We start from the raw sequence: 17,473 nt of genomic DNA on the forward strand, positions 1-17,473 counted from the left end.
ATATAATTTTGAAGGCTGCTTCTTAAATTTTAAATAAATGTCTGGCTCTGGTTTATTAAAAGAAATAGGGGCCATTGTTTCTACGATCATGGATCTCCACTTTTTAAAATTGACCTTTTGGAATGGAATCATTAGGGAATTTCCAATTGCCCCAAAAACTTTCAGTAGAGCTAAGATCTTGGTAACAGTGATCAAATTTTCACATTTAGATTCTGAAACAAAATGATGTTAAATATAAAATTGAGGCAAAAATTCAATCTTGATCAGGAAGAATATTTAACCAAAGAATTTCCTGAAAAACAAATAGAAAAAATTAAAACAGAATTTAATATAGTTCCTGTTAAGGTTGACAGAATTCTAGAAAAGGTCCGAGAACAGGAAAAATCAGCGATAAACAAGGACATTACGGTAGCAGAAAACCTGGCTGGAGAAAGGAAAAACAAAGTTAAGGAGAAGGTCAAAAACATCAAAGTAAATATATCGGCTAAAGAGTATGACAAAGCCAAAAGTGAAATTAAACAGCTTTTAAAAATTGAACCATTTAATGTCACACTTTGGAGGGCTTATTTCTTTTCATTAAACAGGGCGAATAATTGGTTTACAGGATCTTTGATTTTAGTCGTGTTTTATATCTTGTTCATTTTTATAAATGTGTTTGTAATTTTTTATGAATTGACTCTGAATAAATTTACAATCATGTATTACCAAGAGTTTTTTTTAAATAATCAGTACCTGATCCTTTTTTGTCTTTTCGTTTGCCTTGTGTTGATGAATAGGAAATTCACAGAGTATTTAGCTGAATTGCTTGGAACATATAAATACAGAACTATTTTCATTTTCTCATTTTTCCTTGGAGCTAGTATCCTATTTTTTAAGTACTTGGTACTGATCAAAATGATTTGGACCGAATCCCTTATATCCTAGAAAGAAAAAGAAAACTCTTCACAAAAAAACTCTCAGGTTTAAAAACCTGAGAGCGAGATTAGAGGGCTTACAAATTAAGCCTGTTATTTTTTCGGCGAATTCCCACTTGCCTCAAGTGCTGATTCCCTAAGTTCAGTTATCAATTTTTCCATTTCGGAATGCCACTCCGCAAACTTTTCCAAAACAGAAGTTACTTGGATGACACTGTTCTCTTCCTCCAAGGTAGATGATTCATCCTTGTCCTTAGATTTCTTGGATTTTTTCTCGGCCTTAACTTTGTTAGGATCGAATGACTTCAATTCAGAAAGCCAATTCTCTTTTTCCATAAGCTTACCGAGTTTTTTCCCTTCTTTGATGGGCTTTTTGGAATCGGCCTTGGAAGCTTTTAGGCTATCAATGGTAAGATGCTTTCTCTTGAGACCAAGTCCATATATCTCGTTGATTTCTACCAAAAACGCATCCACAACACCCTTTAAATGAAAAAGAAAGGAATATTGGTGTGCTTTTTCAATCTCGGTACCTGAAATAGTAGGGTTTTTTAGTTCTTCGAGATATAGTTTCGCGTAGTTTAACCTTGATTCTGTTATTTCTTTCAAAGGGGTATAATTCTTCATTTTCATTTTTTATCTGTGTTTGGATCAAATTTACCCAAAATCAACAAGCCAAAGTCCAATGTTAAGTGATATTTTGATATTATCGACAAAAAAAAGAGGGTGAAAGGATTTTTTGGATTATTTGATTGTTAAAACATACATAGGAAAATCACCAAAAGGACATCAATTTGATAATCACGGAAATCAAAGTTTTGTTGAAACGTGACCTACATTTGCTAAAATTCTTCATAGGTATTTTTTCAACAGTTTAAAACAAGGCACTGCTTTTAGCAGTGTTTTTTTTTAACTCTATATCAATTTTTTGATTATTGTTGAAATTCTCATTTGAATATCACCACCTTTCTATCATTTTGATAATCCTATCCCACTGCAAAAAAAAATGTTTGATGTGGTATATTGGCCAAGAGGAAAAAAAAGAAAATCTTGTTAAAAGCTTGAAAGTCGACTTTTTTTCACTGATTTATTCCAAAAAAAATTGATGGACCGGCTGCCGAGTCCATCAATTAAAAAGCTTTTAAGGAAATGGTTTAAAGCTATTTACCAATTAGGAAAATTTCTGCAACAAGCTTCAAGTGTCTATCGAACCCGTAACTCGTTTCATAAATGAATTTAACGCATCACGCAGTGGCATTCCTTCCTTGACCATATTTTGAACCTCAATTGCACCGTACATATTCGAAAGAAGTTCTCCGATGGTATCTAATTCCTCATCTTTGATTCCCTTTGCTTCCGCAATGTGCTCTAACATGCTGATGGTTTCTGTGATGTGTTCAGTGTCGTTTTTGTCACTGAACGAAACGATATGTTTAATTAGAGGCAATCTCATCTATTAGTCCCTTTAGTAATTCTGCTTTATTGGTCTGGATCTGATTCAAAAGCGACCCTCCTTTATAAGATGCAAAGGTGGGTAAGTTATCCACTTTTGCTAATTTCCTTGAATTGGGAAACTTTTCGGCGTCCACAACCACAAAGGAAATGTCCTCGTGCTCAGAGGCAAAACGTTTGAATTTAGGTTTCATCACCTTGCAGTTGCCGCACCATCCCGCGGAAAATTGGACTACAACTCTATCGTTTCCTTCAATGATGGCCTGCAGATTATCCTCTGTTATTTCTTCTATCATGATTATTTTTATTAATGCTTACTTAAATAAAGTGCTACTCCCTCTCGATCGGCCTTCATGGCTTCATCTCCCTTTTCCCAATTTGCCGGGCAAACTTCTCCTTTTTCTTGAACATGCGTGTAAGCATCGATTAACCTAATGAAGTCATTTGCATTCCTTCCCAAAGGCATGTGATTCACACTTTCATGAAAAACCAGACCATCCTCATCTATCAGGTAGGTGGCCCGATAAGTTACGTTATCTCCTGTCATCAAATGGGACTTAAGATCGAGGTCATATTCCACTTTTTGAATATCCAAAATACCCAATATCGAGGAAAGGTTACGATTGCTGTCTGCCAATATATCATAAGTTATACCTTCGATTCCGCCATTGTCTTTGGCCGTATTCAACCATGCAAAGTGCACTTCCGGTGTATCGCATGAGGCACCGATCAATGTGGTATTCCGCTTTTCGAATTCAGGCAAGGCTTCTTGAAAGGCATGGAGTTCTGTTGGACAGACAAAAGTGAAATCTTTAGGGTACCAGAAAAGAAGAATTTTTTTTCTTTCATTAACAGCCTTTTCGAAAACATTAATTTTAAACGTGTCACCCATCTCATTCATGGCATTGACACTAAGACTTGGAAAATTTTTACCTGTATAAGACATAAATTTATTTGTTTATAAAAAATGTAACACAATTGAACGCAATGGTGTTCATGCATTGAATTAATAAAAAATGTGTAAGAAATATACCATATTGTTAACAAAAATGAAAAATACCCAGCACTTGATTGTTTATTCTGTTTAAAGCTAAATACTTATTTCATTGTATGGGTAAATGAACATTTAACCTATTAAATATTTTTTCAGCTACCCCGAAAATTCTCCGATGTTAAAATTAAGCTTCCCGAAAGAAATTGGTTTTATTCATCTCTTCCATGCAATTCCTTTTCTTGCTTGGTATGGAGAGTCATTGTAATCCTTGGGAAAAAAAATTTATATGCATCATGGTGACTATTAACTACCTCTCGTGAACAAATCATTACCATTCCAAAAATCATGAACAAAAGCATTAATCAAAGTCTTCTCTTTGTACATTTTAAAACAAATTTTTATGAACATTGTAGAAACTGCCGTTGAAAACGGCTCATTTAAAACTCTGGTAGCTGCGGTGACTGCTGCCGAATTAGTAGAAACATTAAATGGCGAAGGTCCTTTTACTGTCTTTGCTCCTCTTGATACAGCTTTTGAGAAGCTTCCTGAAGGAACTGTAGAATCTTTGATTTTACCCGAAAACAAAGCTCAGCTTCAAGGAATCCTTACCTATCATGTGATTGCAGGAGAAGTAATGTCAAGCGATTTGTCTGACGGTATGGTCGCTACCACGGTAAATGGTGCTGAAATTACAATCCATTTAACAGACGGAAAAGTATTTGTAAATGATGCAGAAGTTGTAAATGCTGATATTAAGACTGATAATGGCGTAATTCACGTCATCAACAAGGTAATAATGCCTGCTTAATTTATAGAATCCAAAAACAACCATGACCAAAAAGCCCTGTCACAAGCAGGGCTTTTTTTGATTTAAAATATTTTATAGGATACCCGCAAATCTCGACAGAGATACACTAACACCGTGTCTGATAATTACCCATCAAATTTAGTTGATATTAATAAATTGTAAATTTTCCACATAACCCCTTCCTGCCTGTCTACAATTTTTACTTTAGTACATGATTTTGATTCTAGGTTTTTTATCACAAGGTCTGTTTGGTTTCCGACTGTTAATCCAACTTTGGCATACAGAAAACAAAAAATCCAATGAAGCGCCAATCTTATATTGGTATGTCAGTATTTGGGCAGCTTTATTGTTTCTGCTTTATGGGATCCTAAGGCAAGACATTGTAATTATAATAGGACAACTGATTACATACTACATCTACATTCGGAATGTACATTTACATGGTAAGTGGTCAAAAATTCCGCTAGGATGGAAAGCTTTTTTCTTTGCGATACCGGTATTTTTGCTAACCTATTTTTATTTCGCAACAGAAAAAATCGTTGTAGGAACCCTCAATGATCCGATCATTATTATTGGCTTTGTAGGGCAGCTTTTCATGAATTTGCGTTTTGTACTACAATGGATTTATGCAGAGCGGATTCAGAATTCTGTATTCCCGTTAAATTTTTGGTATATGAGTATTTTTGGTTCCTTGCTGCTTTTGGTTTATGGGTTTTGGCATCCCCAGTATGGAGTAGATCCGGTTATTATTTTGGCTCAAACAATGGGACTAGTGGTCTATGCTCGGGGTGTTTATCGGCAACTGAAGACGGAACCAAAGCAGGCTTAAGGAAGGTAATTACCTTTTTGATGGAGTAGGGCTTTTTTTGCTGGGATTCATAATACACCCTCATCATCAATTCCGCTATAATCCCAAATGTCAGAAACTGAATACCTGCCAAAATGAGCGTAATACCCAATAAGATCAAGGGACGGCCCCAGATATCCTCCCCCATTATTTTTACAATCAATAGATAAAAGCTGATCAAAAACCCTCCTGCAAAACACAACAAACCCAGCGGTCCAAAAAAGTGAATAGGCCTTTTAAAGTATTTATTAAAAAATGCCATCAAAATCAAATCACTCATCACCTTGATGGTACGGCCTAGCCCATATTTGGATTGTCCATATAACCTTGGATGATGCTTTACATCTACTTCAGTAATACGCCCACCTTCCAATACTGCAAGTATTGGAATGAAGCGGTGTAATTCACCATACAGCCCTAAATTTTTGGCGATAGAAGCATTGAAGACCTTTAAAGTACACCCATAATCCCGTAAAGTAATTCCGGTAAGATTTCGTATAAGTTTGTTGGCAATTTTGCTTGGAAATTTTCTTAGCAAAGCTCCGTCTTGCCTGTTTTTTCTGATCCCTGCGACCATATCCCATTCTTCTTCTTTCAATTTTTTGAGCATTTGGGGGATATCGGTAGGATCATTTTGTAAATCACCATCCATTGTAACTATATAATCGCTTGAGGCCGCTTGCATACCGGCTGCCATGGCCGCAGTTTGCCCAAAGTTCCTTGTAAAAACAATCAATTTTACCCGAGGATTTTTCAACTCCTCTATTTTCTTGATCGTTGAGTCGGTAGATCCGTCATCCACCAAAATAATCTCATACACATACTCAGTAAGAGCAGCATCTATCTGCCGGAGTAAGGGATGTATATTATCCTCCTCATTAAAAACAGTGATCACCAAAGAAAAATCCATTCTTAAATATCAGAATCAAGTATTGTCCAATTATTAATACAGAATTGTATTAATATTAAATATTTCATGTTGGCGTAATATTCAATAGACATTGCAACAGTAGATTGCGTTTATGATGTCGAATTCGATCAGGCCCTATTTTATACTGTCCCTTTTAGGTCTTGTTTTATTTTTCTTTCAGCTCGACAGCACCAATTTGTACATCCTTGATGAAGTAAAAAATTCAACTTGTGCCTTAGAAATGAAGGAACGAGGAGATTGGATCGTTCCCACTTTCAACAATGAACTGCGTACGGATAAACCGGTATTGCATTACTATTTCATGCAACTGGGCTATTTACTTTTTGGAGCCAATGCTTTTGGAGCAAGATTTTTTTCCGCGTTTTTTGGCTTGGCCTTAGTACTCCTGTCATTTTATTTTACATCTAGAATTTTGGGTAAAAAGACAGCTTGGTATCAATCCATTATATTACTCGGGTCCTTGCAATTCAATATTCAATTCAGATTGGCAGTCCCCGATCCTTACCTGATCGTTTGGCTATACCTGACCTTTGTTTTTTTATATTTTGCCATAGAAGAGCAAAAAGGGGCGATGCTTGCTTTTGTTTTTGCAGCTTTAGGATTTTTGACCAAGGGATTGATAGCAATCGTATTTCCCGGATTGGTCGTGTTGATTTATCTTATCTGGACAAAGAAATTCACTCTTTCGGTATTGAAGTCTCTCCGCATTCCTGAAGGTATTTTAATTTTTCTCCTCATCAGCTTGCCGTGGTACATGGCAGTGGGGATCCAAACAAAAGGAGAATGGCTCTCAGGTTTTTTCTTAAAACATAACCTCGCCAGGTATACTGATACAATGGAAGGGCATTCCGGTTTTTTCCTTTTACCCTTTTTGCTGCTATTCATTGCTTTATTACCGTTTTCAGTTTTCTCTTTCCCTGCAATTAAAAAGGTCCTAAAAACAGAGGCAACTCCATTTATCAAATTTGCATTTATTATTGTGGTCGTCGTCGGCGTGTTTTTTTCATTTAGCAAAACCATGTTACCTTCTTACATAGGTCCGGCAATCCCCTTCTTATCCATAATTTTGGCTTACCATTTAGAAAAAATGAAACCCGTTTCAACGGGTAAAAGCAATATTCTTATTTTAATTTTTCTTTTTCTTATCTGTTTAGCCATACCCTTAGCTGCTTTTTTTGCTTTGAAAGACCAAGCTATGCTAAATAAGTATGCTTACCTGGCTTTCTTCTTTTTACCCTTACCTATTGGGGCCTTGGTAGCTATTTTCTTTTGGTACAAAAAGAATAAAAATGCTGCGTTTTACAGTATTTCCGGAGGATGGGGACTCACTATCATTTTTGCCTTTTCAATAACCTTACCTACAATATTCACCGAAAATCCTGTTGAAAAGAGCCAACACATTTGGAAAAGATATGATACAGTGGTGGCATACAAACAGTTTAACCCGGCCTTTGTATGGTCATTGCAAAAAGTCATTCCCGTGTACCATGATTTGACATCCTTAAAAAATGTGTTGATTAATAAGGAATCAAAAGTGCTGATACTTTCCAGGACTGAGTATAAAGAAGAATTACTCCAATTAGATCAGGCAAATGTGATGGTAGAGCACCAGGATTTATTTGAATCAAGCAGCACTCTTTTGCTCTCAATTGATGACTAATTCCTGCTAAAGTTAGGTAGCTTGATTCTTAGGTTATTTCGGTTAGACTTTGTCCAATTTTCAGCTAATTTGAAGGAATAAGCACCTATGATTGTTCCAAACAATGCCCCAAAAGCAACATCGTTGGGAAAATGTTGAATCAAATACATACGGGATACACCTACCAAAAAGGCAATGACAAGCAGGAGATAAGTTAACCAATGATTTTTTGTCCATAGGGAAACAAAGACACAAAGACCAAATATAGTGAGGGTATGCCCCGAGGGAAAAGACATCAGCCGATGTATATCAACTCCTTGAATAAGGTGAATGGTATCAGGGTCCATAAAATTGATTGGCCTGGGAGCCTTTGGAAAAAGTATTCTTTTAAAAAAAAGTACCACAATGGTTTGCAAAAGGAGATTGGCAATAAGCCCAAAAGCAATTGGAATACGATGGAATAAAGCTGCAATAAAAAATGGGATAAAAATAATGGCAGTCCCAAGGATGGTTAAGATGGAAAAAACAAGATCAAAAAAAGGGGTATGTATGCTGTTAAACCAATTGATCAGGTTAATCTGGCCAATCAATGTGCCTAACAAAAAAAAGACAACCGAAACACTACCAAATATGGTAAGTACATAGCGGATAAAACCTTTGGATGAAATCATTCCTAAAAATACAATCGGAACACTACCTCAATATGATTCCAAAATCAAATGCTTGTTATCTTTCTAGTTGAATATGAATTTTTTTTTAAGTCTCAAATGCAAGCTTTTATCTTGGAAATAGAGCCCTCTATTAATGGGCATTTCAATAGCGGTTTCCGATAGTTTCTGTCGGCATAGAAATTTCAATAATTGCCAAATCAATTCTTGTTAATTCTACTTCAAACGCACCTAAATTCTCTTCGAGGCGGTGAATTTTCCTTGTCCCGGGAATAGTCACGATTTCATCATTTTGACTAAGTATCCAGGCTAAGGCTACCTGTGCTTTAGACACGTTTTTGCTTTTTGCAAAATGATCAATCACCTCTACAAACTTTAAATTCGCGCTGATTGCCTGATCCGTAAAACGGGGATTATGGAGACGAAAATCCCCCTGTTCGAAATCAGAACGGCTTTGAATGGCGCCGGTCAAAAATCCTCGACCCAAAGGGCTGTAGGCGACAAAGCTGATTCCCAGTTCTTTACAAACATCAAAAATCTCTTTTTCGGGTTCCCTGCTCCACAAAGAATATTCTGTTTGAAGTGCTGTGATAGGGTGAACCGCATGTGCCCGGCGAAGCGTATTTGCATCCACTTCCGACAAACCCAAATACTTTACTTTCCCCTGCCTGACCAACTCACTCATGGCACCGACAATTGCTTCAATTTCTACTTTGGGGTCTTGTCTATGCATGTAATACAAATCAATAGATTCCACACCCAAATTTTGAAGACTTTATTCGCATGCTTTTCTAATATATTCCGGCTTACCGTTAAGCCCAAGAAATTCCCCATTAGGTCCTCTCATCACCGCAAACTTAGTAGCCAAAATCACCTCTTCCCGCCGATTTTTAAATGCTTTTCCAAGGAGGCGTTCATTTGCCCCCCATCCATACATATCCGCAGTATCGAAAAAATTCACCCCCAAATCAAGGGCTTTTTCCAAAGTATGAATGGATTCCTTTTCATCAAAAGCCCCGTAAAACTCTGACATACCCATACAGCCAAGCCCAATTCTGTTCACTGTTAAGCTACTATGTCCTAACGTTGTTAATTTTTTCATAACATCTCAATTTAAATCCCTTTATAAATAAATCTTCATTCAATTTGATTTTGGAAGATCTTCCTAATTTGACTAGTGACTTTTGGAACCTATATCCATGTATATCAACAAACATTTCCACCATGATTAAAAAGTCAATTACAAAGTTAAAAGCTAATAAAAATTACATGCTTAATCTCAATTTTTCCTGTTATGCTTTTGCTAAATAATGTCTTGCTAGAGCTGAATTTTTTTATCTATTTCTTTGGTTTCCACTCTTATAAGGAGGGATTTATTTCAGGTAATTTATAATTAGGCATGCAAAGACCACAAATGTGATGAAACAGAATTTGTCTTCTCTTCAGAACGGATTTGTTGCTTGACTAGGGGGTTTTTGGATAAAAAATCAATATGAAATCAACTAGAGAATTTAGATTCATCCGCCCCTAGCCCACCTCCAACACTTAACCGGCCCGTAAATAAAAGGTAACAGGGAGATAATATGGATTAGGCAAATCTTGAAAAATTAGGCTGTAGGTTTATGTATCTATCCGACATAAAAACCTCCAAAGAATGAGACCTTTATTATTTATCTCCCTTTTGCTTTTTTCCTTCGCTTGTCAAAACCCGCGAAATGTACTCCAAGAACAGGAAAGTAAAGAAACCCAAGCATTAAGAAAAAATCGTGTCCAACTGCCTAATGGTTGGTCGCTGACACCTGTTGGCAACAGCCTTAACCTTCAAGACCTCCCCTTGAATTTAGTGGTGTCGCCAAGCAAAACAATGTTGGCAGTTACCAATAATGGCCAAAGCACCCAGAGTATCACTTTGATTGATGCCCAATCGGAGAAAATACTGGATGAGGTGACCATTGCCAAAGCATTTTTAGGATTGGCATTTAGCCCCGATGAAAAATATTTGTATGCCTCAGGGGGAAATGACAATAAAATACTCATCTATAAGATCGTAGACAAAAAACTTATCCTTGATGGTGAAATTGTTTTAGCGGAGCCATGGCCGGTAAAAGTCTCCCCTGCGGGACTTACTGTTACGGATCAATATATATATGTAGTAGCCAAAGAAAATAATTCTCTTTATAAACTAAACATCGCATCGAAAAGCATTGAAAAGCGGGTCGATTTGCCCGCCGAACCTTATACCTGTTTGCTATCTCCCGATAACAAAACTCTCTATGTTTCCATTTGGGGCGGCGCCCGAATTTGGGTGATGAATAGTGGCGATTTAAGCCTTAAGTCATCTATCGCCACCGATAAAAATCCCAATGACATGGTGCTCAGCAAGGATGGAAAATATTTATTTGCCTCGCATGGGAATGACAATACCGTATCCCTAATAAATACGGAATCAATGACTCGAATCGAAATTTTGTCTTGCTCTCTTTTTCCGGATGCCCCTTTAGGTTCTACGCCAAATGGGGTAGCTTTAAGTGAAGATGAAAAAACACTCTACATAGCCAACGCTGACAATAACTGTTTGGCAGTATTTGATGTGGAGACAAAAGGTAAAAGTCGGCCGCTTGGATTTATCCCTACAGGTTGGTATCCTACAGCGGTAAAAACGATTGGAAACAAAGTATACCTTACCAATGGCAAAGGTTTTTCCTCTTTTCCAAATCCTGATGGTCCAAACCCGGTAAGCTCTACCGATCCCCAATATAAAGGTCCAAACCCACAGATTGTGCGGGGATCTCAATATATAGGAGGGCTATTCAAAGGAACGCTCAGCATGTTTGATGCACCCAATGAACGCCAATTGGCTGAGTACACCAATTTAGTATATGAAAATACCCCTTACACCAAGGAAAAGGAAATGAATCCTGAAGGGGAAAAAGGCAACCCCATCCCTATGAAAGTGGGAGAGGATTCACCCATTAAGTATGTTTTTTATATTATAAAGGAAAACCGAACCTATGACCAAATACTGGGTGATATGGAAAAAGGAAATGGGGATCCTTCCCTTTGTCTATTTCCCGAAAAAGTAACACCCAATCTCCATGCCCTTGCCAATGAATTTGTTTTGCTGGATAATTTTTATGTAGATGCCGAAGTGAGTGCTGATGGTCACAATTGGAGTACAGCAGCTTACGCCAATGACTATGTGGAAAAAAGCTGGGTATCAAGCTATGGAGGACGGGGCGGAACCTATGATTATGAAGGTAGCAGAAAGATTGCCCACCCCAAAAATGGATACCTATGGGATTTCGCAATCAAGGAAGGCCTGAGCGTTCGTTCTTATGGGATATTTACAGGTACTCCGGAAATGTTACCCAATCTTCAAAATAATATTTGCAAGAAATATCCTGATTATGATTTAAGTATTAAAGACAGCCTTCGCTTTGAAATTTGGAAAACAGATTTTGACTCACTGTTGGCTATTCAAAAAGTCCCAAGATTAAGTTTTGTACGGATGGGAAATGACCACACTGCCGGGGCACGCTTAGGAATGCCCACTACCTCAGCCATGGTCGCAGACAATGATTTGGCAGTGGGAATGTTTGTGGAACACCTTTCTAAGTCCTCCATCTGGGAATCCTCAGTTGTTTTTATTTTGGAAGACGATGCCCAAAATGGCTCAGACCATGTGGATGCACACCGTTCCACTGCTTTTGTGGCAGGGGGTTTTGTAAAAAGAAACTATGTGGACCATACCGCCTATACCACCACAGGGATGCTTCGGACCATAGAGCTTATTTTAGGAATACCTCCGATGAGTCAATATGATGCTGCCGCAACTCCCATGTTCCGATGTTTCAGTCCAAATTATAATAGTCAGGGCTTTACAAAGAGAAATAACCAGGTTGACCTCAATGAAATGAACGTGGAGTTTAATAAAAATGCAGTTATATCTGCAAACATGGACTTTTCAAAACCTGATTTGATCGACGACCTGGAATTGAACCGGATAGTTTGGCAATCAGTAAGGGGACTTGATAGTGAAATGCCTGCCCCAAAAAGAAGTGCATTCTTAAGATTCAGCGAAAAGGAGGAGGACGAAGATGACAAAGAGTAAGTGTAGATCCTTAAACTAAATAAAAGAATTACCGGATTGCGGGGAATCCAGAAAATCATAAAGTTTGTATGAAATTATTATTTATTGTTCAATTAGCAGCAAGTTTATTTGGCTCAGAACCGGACTCTTCTAAGCAAAATACCAACCTACTAGATGAAGTAGTAATTACCGCCCTACGTGCAGAAAGCAGAATTATCAGTGTTCCCTACACGATAAGTGCTGTCAATCGAGATTACATAAACTCTCGACTTGCCCGCACCACACCGGAAATATTGATGGGGACTATGGGAGTTTTTGTTCAAAAAACCAATCACGGGGGTGGTTCGCCTTTCATTCGTGGTCTTACCGGAAACCAAATCCTGCTGCTTATAGACGGAATAAGATTGAATAACAGCACCTTTAGATATGGTCCCAACCAATATTTCAATACCATTGACCCTTTTTCCATTTCAAAGATTGAAGTGTTGAAAAGTGAAGGCTCTGTGGCTTATGGTTCCGACGCACTTGGGGGTACCATTCAGGTTTTTACCCAAAATCCGGAATTCGATACAGGATTTCATGGGAATTTCACAGGCAGGATCGGGACACAAAATATAGAACAAACGGGAAGAGCCGAATTGTCTTACAGCACAAAAAATGTGGCAATCTTGGGCGATTTCACCAAAAGAAAATTCGGGGATTTGCCTGGCGGAAAAAATACAGGAATCCAGAAAAATTCGGGATATGGAGAGCAAATGGGGAATGTGAAATCGGTTTTTAAACTTAAAAATGGGGAATTAACACTCGCTCATCAGTACTTTGAAGCAAACAATGTCCCCGTTTACCATAAAATACTTTTGGAGGATTTCCGTATCAACCAATTCGCCATTCAGAAAAGGAATTTGAGCTATGCAAAATATTCCATTAAAACAGACAATCCTTTCTTTGACCAAATAACTTCCACGGTTTCTTTGCAAAAATCGAAGGAGAAAAGGGAATCCCAAAAAAACAACTCACAAACCTTGACGGAAGAAAATGATCTTATTGATACCAAAGGTCTCAATGTGAACATCAAATCAAACTTTTCCAATCAATGGAATGCAAGTAGTGGGATTGAGATTTACCATGATTTGGTTCAGAGTGATAAAATAATATTTTCCTCAGATTTTCCCATTGAAAGTAGAGGCTTATACCCGGATGGCTCTACTGCGACAAATTATGCTATTTACAGCTTACATACTTATATGGTAAATAATTGGCGCTTTTCAGCTGGATATAGATTAAATATGGTTGACTTAAACATAAAAGACCCAACACTTGGTACCAGCGAATTACTGTTTAAATCAGCGGTTCCAAGTTTGGCTGTTTCCTATTTTCCAAATCCCAATTCGCAAGTATATACCCGATATAACCGAGGTTTTAGAGCTCCCAATATAGATGACATGGGAACCCTCGGAATTGTGGATTTTCGATATGAGATACCTGCTTATAATTTAAAACCGGAACATGCCGACAACTTTGAGTTGGGATACAAATACCAGTCGGAACGCATCGCGTTTACCTCCTCCATTTTTCACAGTAACCTTACAAATCTTATCACAAGAGTCAAAGTAGAAGGTGAAGAAATTGATGGTTATCCCGTTTTTATCAAAGAAAATGTAGAATCAGCGAGCATAAAAGGCTTCGAATTTGAGATAGATGGAAAAATCAATAACGCATTAAAATACTTTGCGAACCTCGCATATACTTATGGACAAAACCTCAGCAAGAACGAACCCTTAAGAAGAACACCCCCTACTTTTGGAAGAATTGGGATGGAGTTTTCAAAATCGAACTTTTTTTTAAGACCTGAACTCCAATTTGCCGGGGCTCAAAAACGATTGTCTGCAGGAGATATTTCCGACAATAGAATAGATCCAAATGGAACGCCGGCTTGGCAAATCCTTAATGTCTTCAGTTCATATACATGGAAATCAATTTCCCTGAATCTGGCCTTACAAAATTTAGGAAATGCAGATTATAGGCTTCATGGTTCAGGTATAAATGGGGTAGGTAGAAGCGCTATTTTGGGAATAAAAATTTCCTTTTAAGCCATCCTGTACTCAAAAAATAACATTAAGCTAACCTCCCTCAATATTATGGGAAACATAAATACCATAGTTTTATCTATTCTTCAACAACCAATTGCGTCACCATGAGATTGATATCCTTTTCACTGATTTTTGTTTTTTCATGTGTGGCAAGCTTTGCCCAAAAGCAGTTAAAGCCCATATTGGAGGTGCCTGGAAAGTCTGAAATTTGTATCATCGATGAAAACGGAACCTCAGTACTGCCAAGTGGCCGTACCTTGACTCCCGCCGGAGATCTGATAAGAATTACCCATGATCCTTTTGGTTTGGCCATTTCTCCGGATGGTAAGAAAGCGATAAGCCTGCACAACGGTGTTTTCACAGTGATCCATACTGCTGACTTGAATGCTTCCAGGGTTCCGAGTTATGACAATACAATCGTATCTCCCCTCTCAAATGGTTCCTTCCTTGGAGTAGCTTTTGGCCCGGACAGTAAGACCATATACCTCAGCGGAGGGGATAATGGAGCTGTGATAGTTTACGATATCGAGCAAATGAGACGTATTGATTCCATTTCTCTCAATGGGATGGTTAATGGTAAAAATTTTGAGGACAGCTTTACCTCAGATTTATTGTACCAAAACAACGAGTTGCTGGTTTTGGACCGAGGCAATTTTAGGATGGTAAGGTACGATCTATACCAAAAGAAAATAACAGCATCGATTCCGGTGGGAAGACAGCCATTTGGCTTAGCCGTCAGCCCTGATCATAAAAAAGCTTTTGTAGCAAATGTGGGTATGTACTCCTATCCTTTGATAGAAGGATTGACAGAAGAAAACTATGATGAGATGCTCATTTCTAGACATCCATACGCTGATAATTCCAAAGAGTCTATAGAAGGCACCACCGTGGAAGGTAAAACCATCCCTGGTGTTGGAGATCCTTTATCGCCGGATGCCATGAGTGTATTTACGATAGACCTGATGACCAATAAAGTTATTGACAAGTTCAAAACAGGCTATCAAATTGGTGAAATGGTAGAAGACGCGGAAGTCGTGGGCGGGGCAAGTCCCAACTCCATCGCTGTCGGCAAACAATACATATATGTCACCAATGCCACCAACGATAACGTCGCTGTGATTGACCATAAAAATGGCAAGATAGTGAAACACATCCCTGTCGAAATAGACCCAAGAATCGACCGCTATCGAGGATCAATACCTTTTGGCATCACCTTGAGTAAAGATGAAAAGACATTGTACGTGGCATTATTGGGGATGAATGCGGTGGCAGTAATAGACATTCCAAGTGAAAAAACGGTGGGCTTGATCCCGACAGGTTGGGGTCCCACCCGAGTAAGAATATCTGGAGACGGTAAAGAGATGTATGTCATTTCTTGTAGGGGCCTAGGTGCCGGTCCAAATGGAGGGGAAGGCTTCGTAGCCCCGCCTCAGGGAACTTATATTGGAGATATCCAATTGGGAAGTTTTCAAAAAATCACTATGCCTACTACAGCTCAATTGGAAACATACACAAAGCAAACTATTGAAAATACTTTTAGGGAAGTGATGGCTGATCCGATGGATCCAAATCCATTGCCCATCTTCCCCGGAGCAAAAGAAAGTCCCATCAAACACATCGTCTACATCACCAAAGAAAACAGGACATTTGATGAGGTATTCGGACAAATGGAAGGAGCAAATGGGGATAAAAGTCTTGCCAGATTTGGTGTCGATTGTGAGTACACCCTTCCTGATAGCCTAAGATCAGGCATAGAAAACATGAAAGTGACCCCCAATCACAAAAAGGCAGCCAGCCAATTTGCCTTCAGTGACAACTTTTATTGTGACAGTGATGCCTCTATTCATGGTCATCATTGGATGGTAGGGGTAATTCCAAACGAATGGGTAGAGGCCAATTCCAGCGTCGATAAGACCGCAAAGCTTTTTTCAACAGCACCCGGTAGAAGATTTCCCGGTTCAACCGGAAGCATGGACCCTGAAGATTATGCAGAAATCGGCGGACTCTGGGAAGCAATCGAACGGAAAGGATTGGAGTTTTATAATTTTGGAGAAGCCAATGAAACCGCCCATGTAAGGGAAACTTGGTCAGACACGCTTACCGGTGCAGCCCATGGTGTCATGGTGCCCATGCAAAAGGCCTTGTATTCAAGGACAAGCACCAATTACGCCGGGTATAACATGAACATTCCTGATCAATTTAGGATGAATCAATTTGAAGAAGAATTTACCAAAATGTGGATCAATGGCAAAGAGGAAATGCCAGCCTTGATTGCTGTTCAAATCCCAAATGACCACTCAGCTTCACCAAGACCTGAAGACGGCTATTTCTCAAGTGCTTCTTTTGTCGCTGACAACGACCTTGCTGTTGGCAGAATTTTACATTTCCTGTCACGCACCAAATATTGGAACGAGATGCTGGTCATCATCACCGAGGACGATCCTCAGGGTGGAGTAGATCATATTGATGCGCACCGCAGTATCTTGATGATGGCTGGACCATATGTGAAAAGAGGTCATATTAGCCATACCCATGCCAATTTTGGTTCTATACTCAAGACGATTTACAACATTCTTGGCGTTCCCTATGTCAACCAATATGATGTAACTGCTTCTCTGCTCCAGGACTTTTTTACACCATTTCCGGATTTTACACCTTATACCGTTGAGCCCCATGACCCGAGAGTTTTCAATGCCGACAAGGCCATGCAAAAATACAATAAATGGGTTGACTGGAAATCCATCATGCAAGGTCCCGAAATGGACGATGTAAGCACGATTAAGAAGGAATTTAAAAATAATTAAAACTCGGTCGCTTATTTTGAGTCCTCTGTTTTTATTTCCACTGGCAATAATTGTTTTTAGAATTAACGATTTAAAGACACTGCTTTTAGCAGTGCTTTTTTTGCCTTAGCCAAAACAAACTCCAGTGAAGTGCAGGTCATTTGAATCCTTGTATTGTTAAAATAAAAGTTTGTCAGACCCTTAAATGACTGTAATTTGATAATCTTTCAAAAGAAGAATTGATTGAAATACCCAGTACT

13 protein-coding genes and 1 pseudogene are annotated in these 17,473 nt (G+C 38.5%); 7 read left to right on the plus strand and 7 right to left on the minus strand.

Features of this window, described 5'->3' with window-relative positions:
* Nucleotides 1-1,007: 1,007 nt before the first annotated feature.
* The 4 genes from MMU05_RS18790 to MMU05_RS18805 all read right to left on the minus strand — a co-directional run bounded on the left by MMU05_RS18790 (nt 1,008) and on the right by MMU05_RS18805 (nt 3,309).
* Nucleotides 1,008-1,538, minus strand: coding sequence for a DUF6586 family protein (locus tag MMU05_RS18790; RefSeq protein ID WP_241143207.1), 531 nt, complete (start codon nt 1,536-1,538; stop codon nt 1,008-1,010).
* 568 nt (nt 1,539-2,106) lie between these two features.
* Nucleotides 2,107-2,364, minus strand: coding sequence for a DUF6952 family protein (locus MMU05_RS18795; RefSeq protein WP_241143208.1), 258 nt, complete (start codon nt 2,362-2,364; stop codon nt 2,107-2,109).
* Nucleotides 2,345-2,659 carry a thioredoxin family protein gene (locus MMU05_RS18800; protein WP_241143209.1) on the minus strand — a complete coding sequence of 105 codons (315 nt, stop codon included), beginning with the start codon at nt 2,657-2,659 and terminating at the stop codon, nt 2,345-2,347. The genes MMU05_RS18795 and MMU05_RS18800 overlap by 20 nt, the downstream gene beginning before the upstream one ends.
* Nucleotides 2,660-2,670: 11 nt before the next feature.
* Nucleotides 2,671-3,309 carry a peroxiredoxin gene (locus tag MMU05_RS18805; RefSeq protein ID WP_241143210.1) on the minus strand — a complete coding sequence of 213 codons (639 nt, stop codon included), beginning with the start codon at nt 3,307-3,309 and terminating at the stop codon, nt 2,671-2,673.
* A gap of 448 nt (nt 3,310-3,757) precedes the next feature.
* On the opposite strand from MMU05_RS18805, the gene MMU05_RS18810 reads away from it, so the two are divergent.
* Complete coding sequence (locus tag MMU05_RS18810; protein WP_241143211.1) at nt 3,758-4,165, plus strand: fasciclin domain-containing protein; 408 nt, start codon at nt 3,758-3,760, stop codon at nt 4,163-4,165.
* A 211-nt stretch (nt 4,166-4,376) separates the two neighbouring features.
* On the plus strand, nt 4,377-4,994 hold the full coding sequence (locus MMU05_RS18815) for a lipid-A-disaccharide synthase N-terminal domain-containing protein (RefSeq protein ID WP_241143212.1): 618 nt from the start codon (nt 4,377-4,379) through the stop codon (nt 4,992-4,994).
* Here the strand turns inward: MMU05_RS18815 and MMU05_RS18820 are convergent.
* The gene (locus MMU05_RS18820) at nt 4,912-5,922 is read right to left on the minus strand and encodes a glycosyltransferase family 2 protein (protein WP_241143213.1); all 1,011 of its coding nucleotides are present in this window, start codon (nt 5,920-5,922) and stop codon (nt 4,912-4,914) included. The genes MMU05_RS18815 and MMU05_RS18820 overlap by 83 nt on opposite strands.
* 115 nt (nt 5,923-6,037) lie before the next feature.
* Here MMU05_RS18820 and MMU05_RS18825 point away from each other — a divergent pair, with 115 nt between their 5' ends.
* Entirely contained in the window at nt 6,038-7,603 is a 1,566-nt protein-coding gene (locus tag MMU05_RS18825; protein WP_241143233.1) for an ArnT family glycosyltransferase, read from the plus strand.
* Here MMU05_RS18825 and MMU05_RS23185 read toward each other — a convergent pair.
* Nucleotides 7,600-7,986: a phosphatase PAP2 family protein gene (locus MMU05_RS23185; RefSeq protein ID WP_418884482.1), complete on the minus strand. Its 387-nt coding sequence runs from the start codon at nt 7,984-7,986 to the stop codon at nt 7,600-7,602. The genes MMU05_RS18825 and MMU05_RS23185 overlap by 4 nt on opposite strands.
* On the opposite strand from MMU05_RS23185, the gene MMU05_RS18830 reads away from it, so the two are divergent.
* Nucleotides 7,913-8,227 (plus strand): hypothetical protein, encoded by a 315-nt coding sequence (locus tag MMU05_RS18830; protein WP_241143214.1) that lies wholly within the window; start codon nt 7,913-7,915, stop codon nt 8,225-8,227. The genes MMU05_RS23185 and MMU05_RS18830 overlap by 74 nt on opposite strands.
* A gap of 168 nt (nt 8,228-8,395) precedes the next feature.
* Here MMU05_RS18830 and MMU05_RS18835 read toward each other — a convergent pair.
* A pseudogene (locus MMU05_RS18835) lies at nt 8,396-9,352 on the minus strand (aldo/keto reductase).
* A 552-nt stretch (nt 9,353-9,904) separates the two neighbouring features.
* Between MMU05_RS18835 and MMU05_RS18840 the strand changes: the two are divergent.
* The 3 genes from MMU05_RS18840 (at nt 9,905) to MMU05_RS18850 (ending at nt 17,234) form a co-directional block, all read left to right on the plus strand.
* The gene (locus MMU05_RS18840) at nt 9,905-12,361 is read left to right on the plus strand and encodes a bifunctional YncE family protein/alkaline phosphatase family protein (RefSeq protein WP_241143215.1); all 2,457 of its coding nucleotides are present in this window, start codon (nt 9,905-9,907) and stop codon (nt 12,359-12,361) included.
* Between the two features lie 68 nt (nt 12,362-12,429).
* Nucleotides 12,430-14,430, plus strand: coding sequence for a TonB-dependent receptor plug domain-containing protein (locus tag MMU05_RS18845; protein ID WP_241143216.1), 2,001 nt, complete (start codon nt 12,430-12,432; stop codon nt 14,428-14,430).
* Nucleotides 14,431-14,534: 104 nt separating this feature from the next.
* Entirely contained in the window at nt 14,535-17,234 is a 2,700-nt protein-coding gene (locus tag MMU05_RS18850; protein WP_241143217.1) for a phosphoesterase, read from the plus strand.
* Nucleotides 17,235-17,473 lie beyond the last annotated feature (239 nt).

Source organism: Cognataquiflexum rubidum, from assembly GCF_022538115.1.
Lineage (GTDB): Bacteria > Bacteroidota > Bacteroidia > Cytophagales > Cyclobacteriaceae > Cognataquiflexum > Cognataquiflexum rubidum.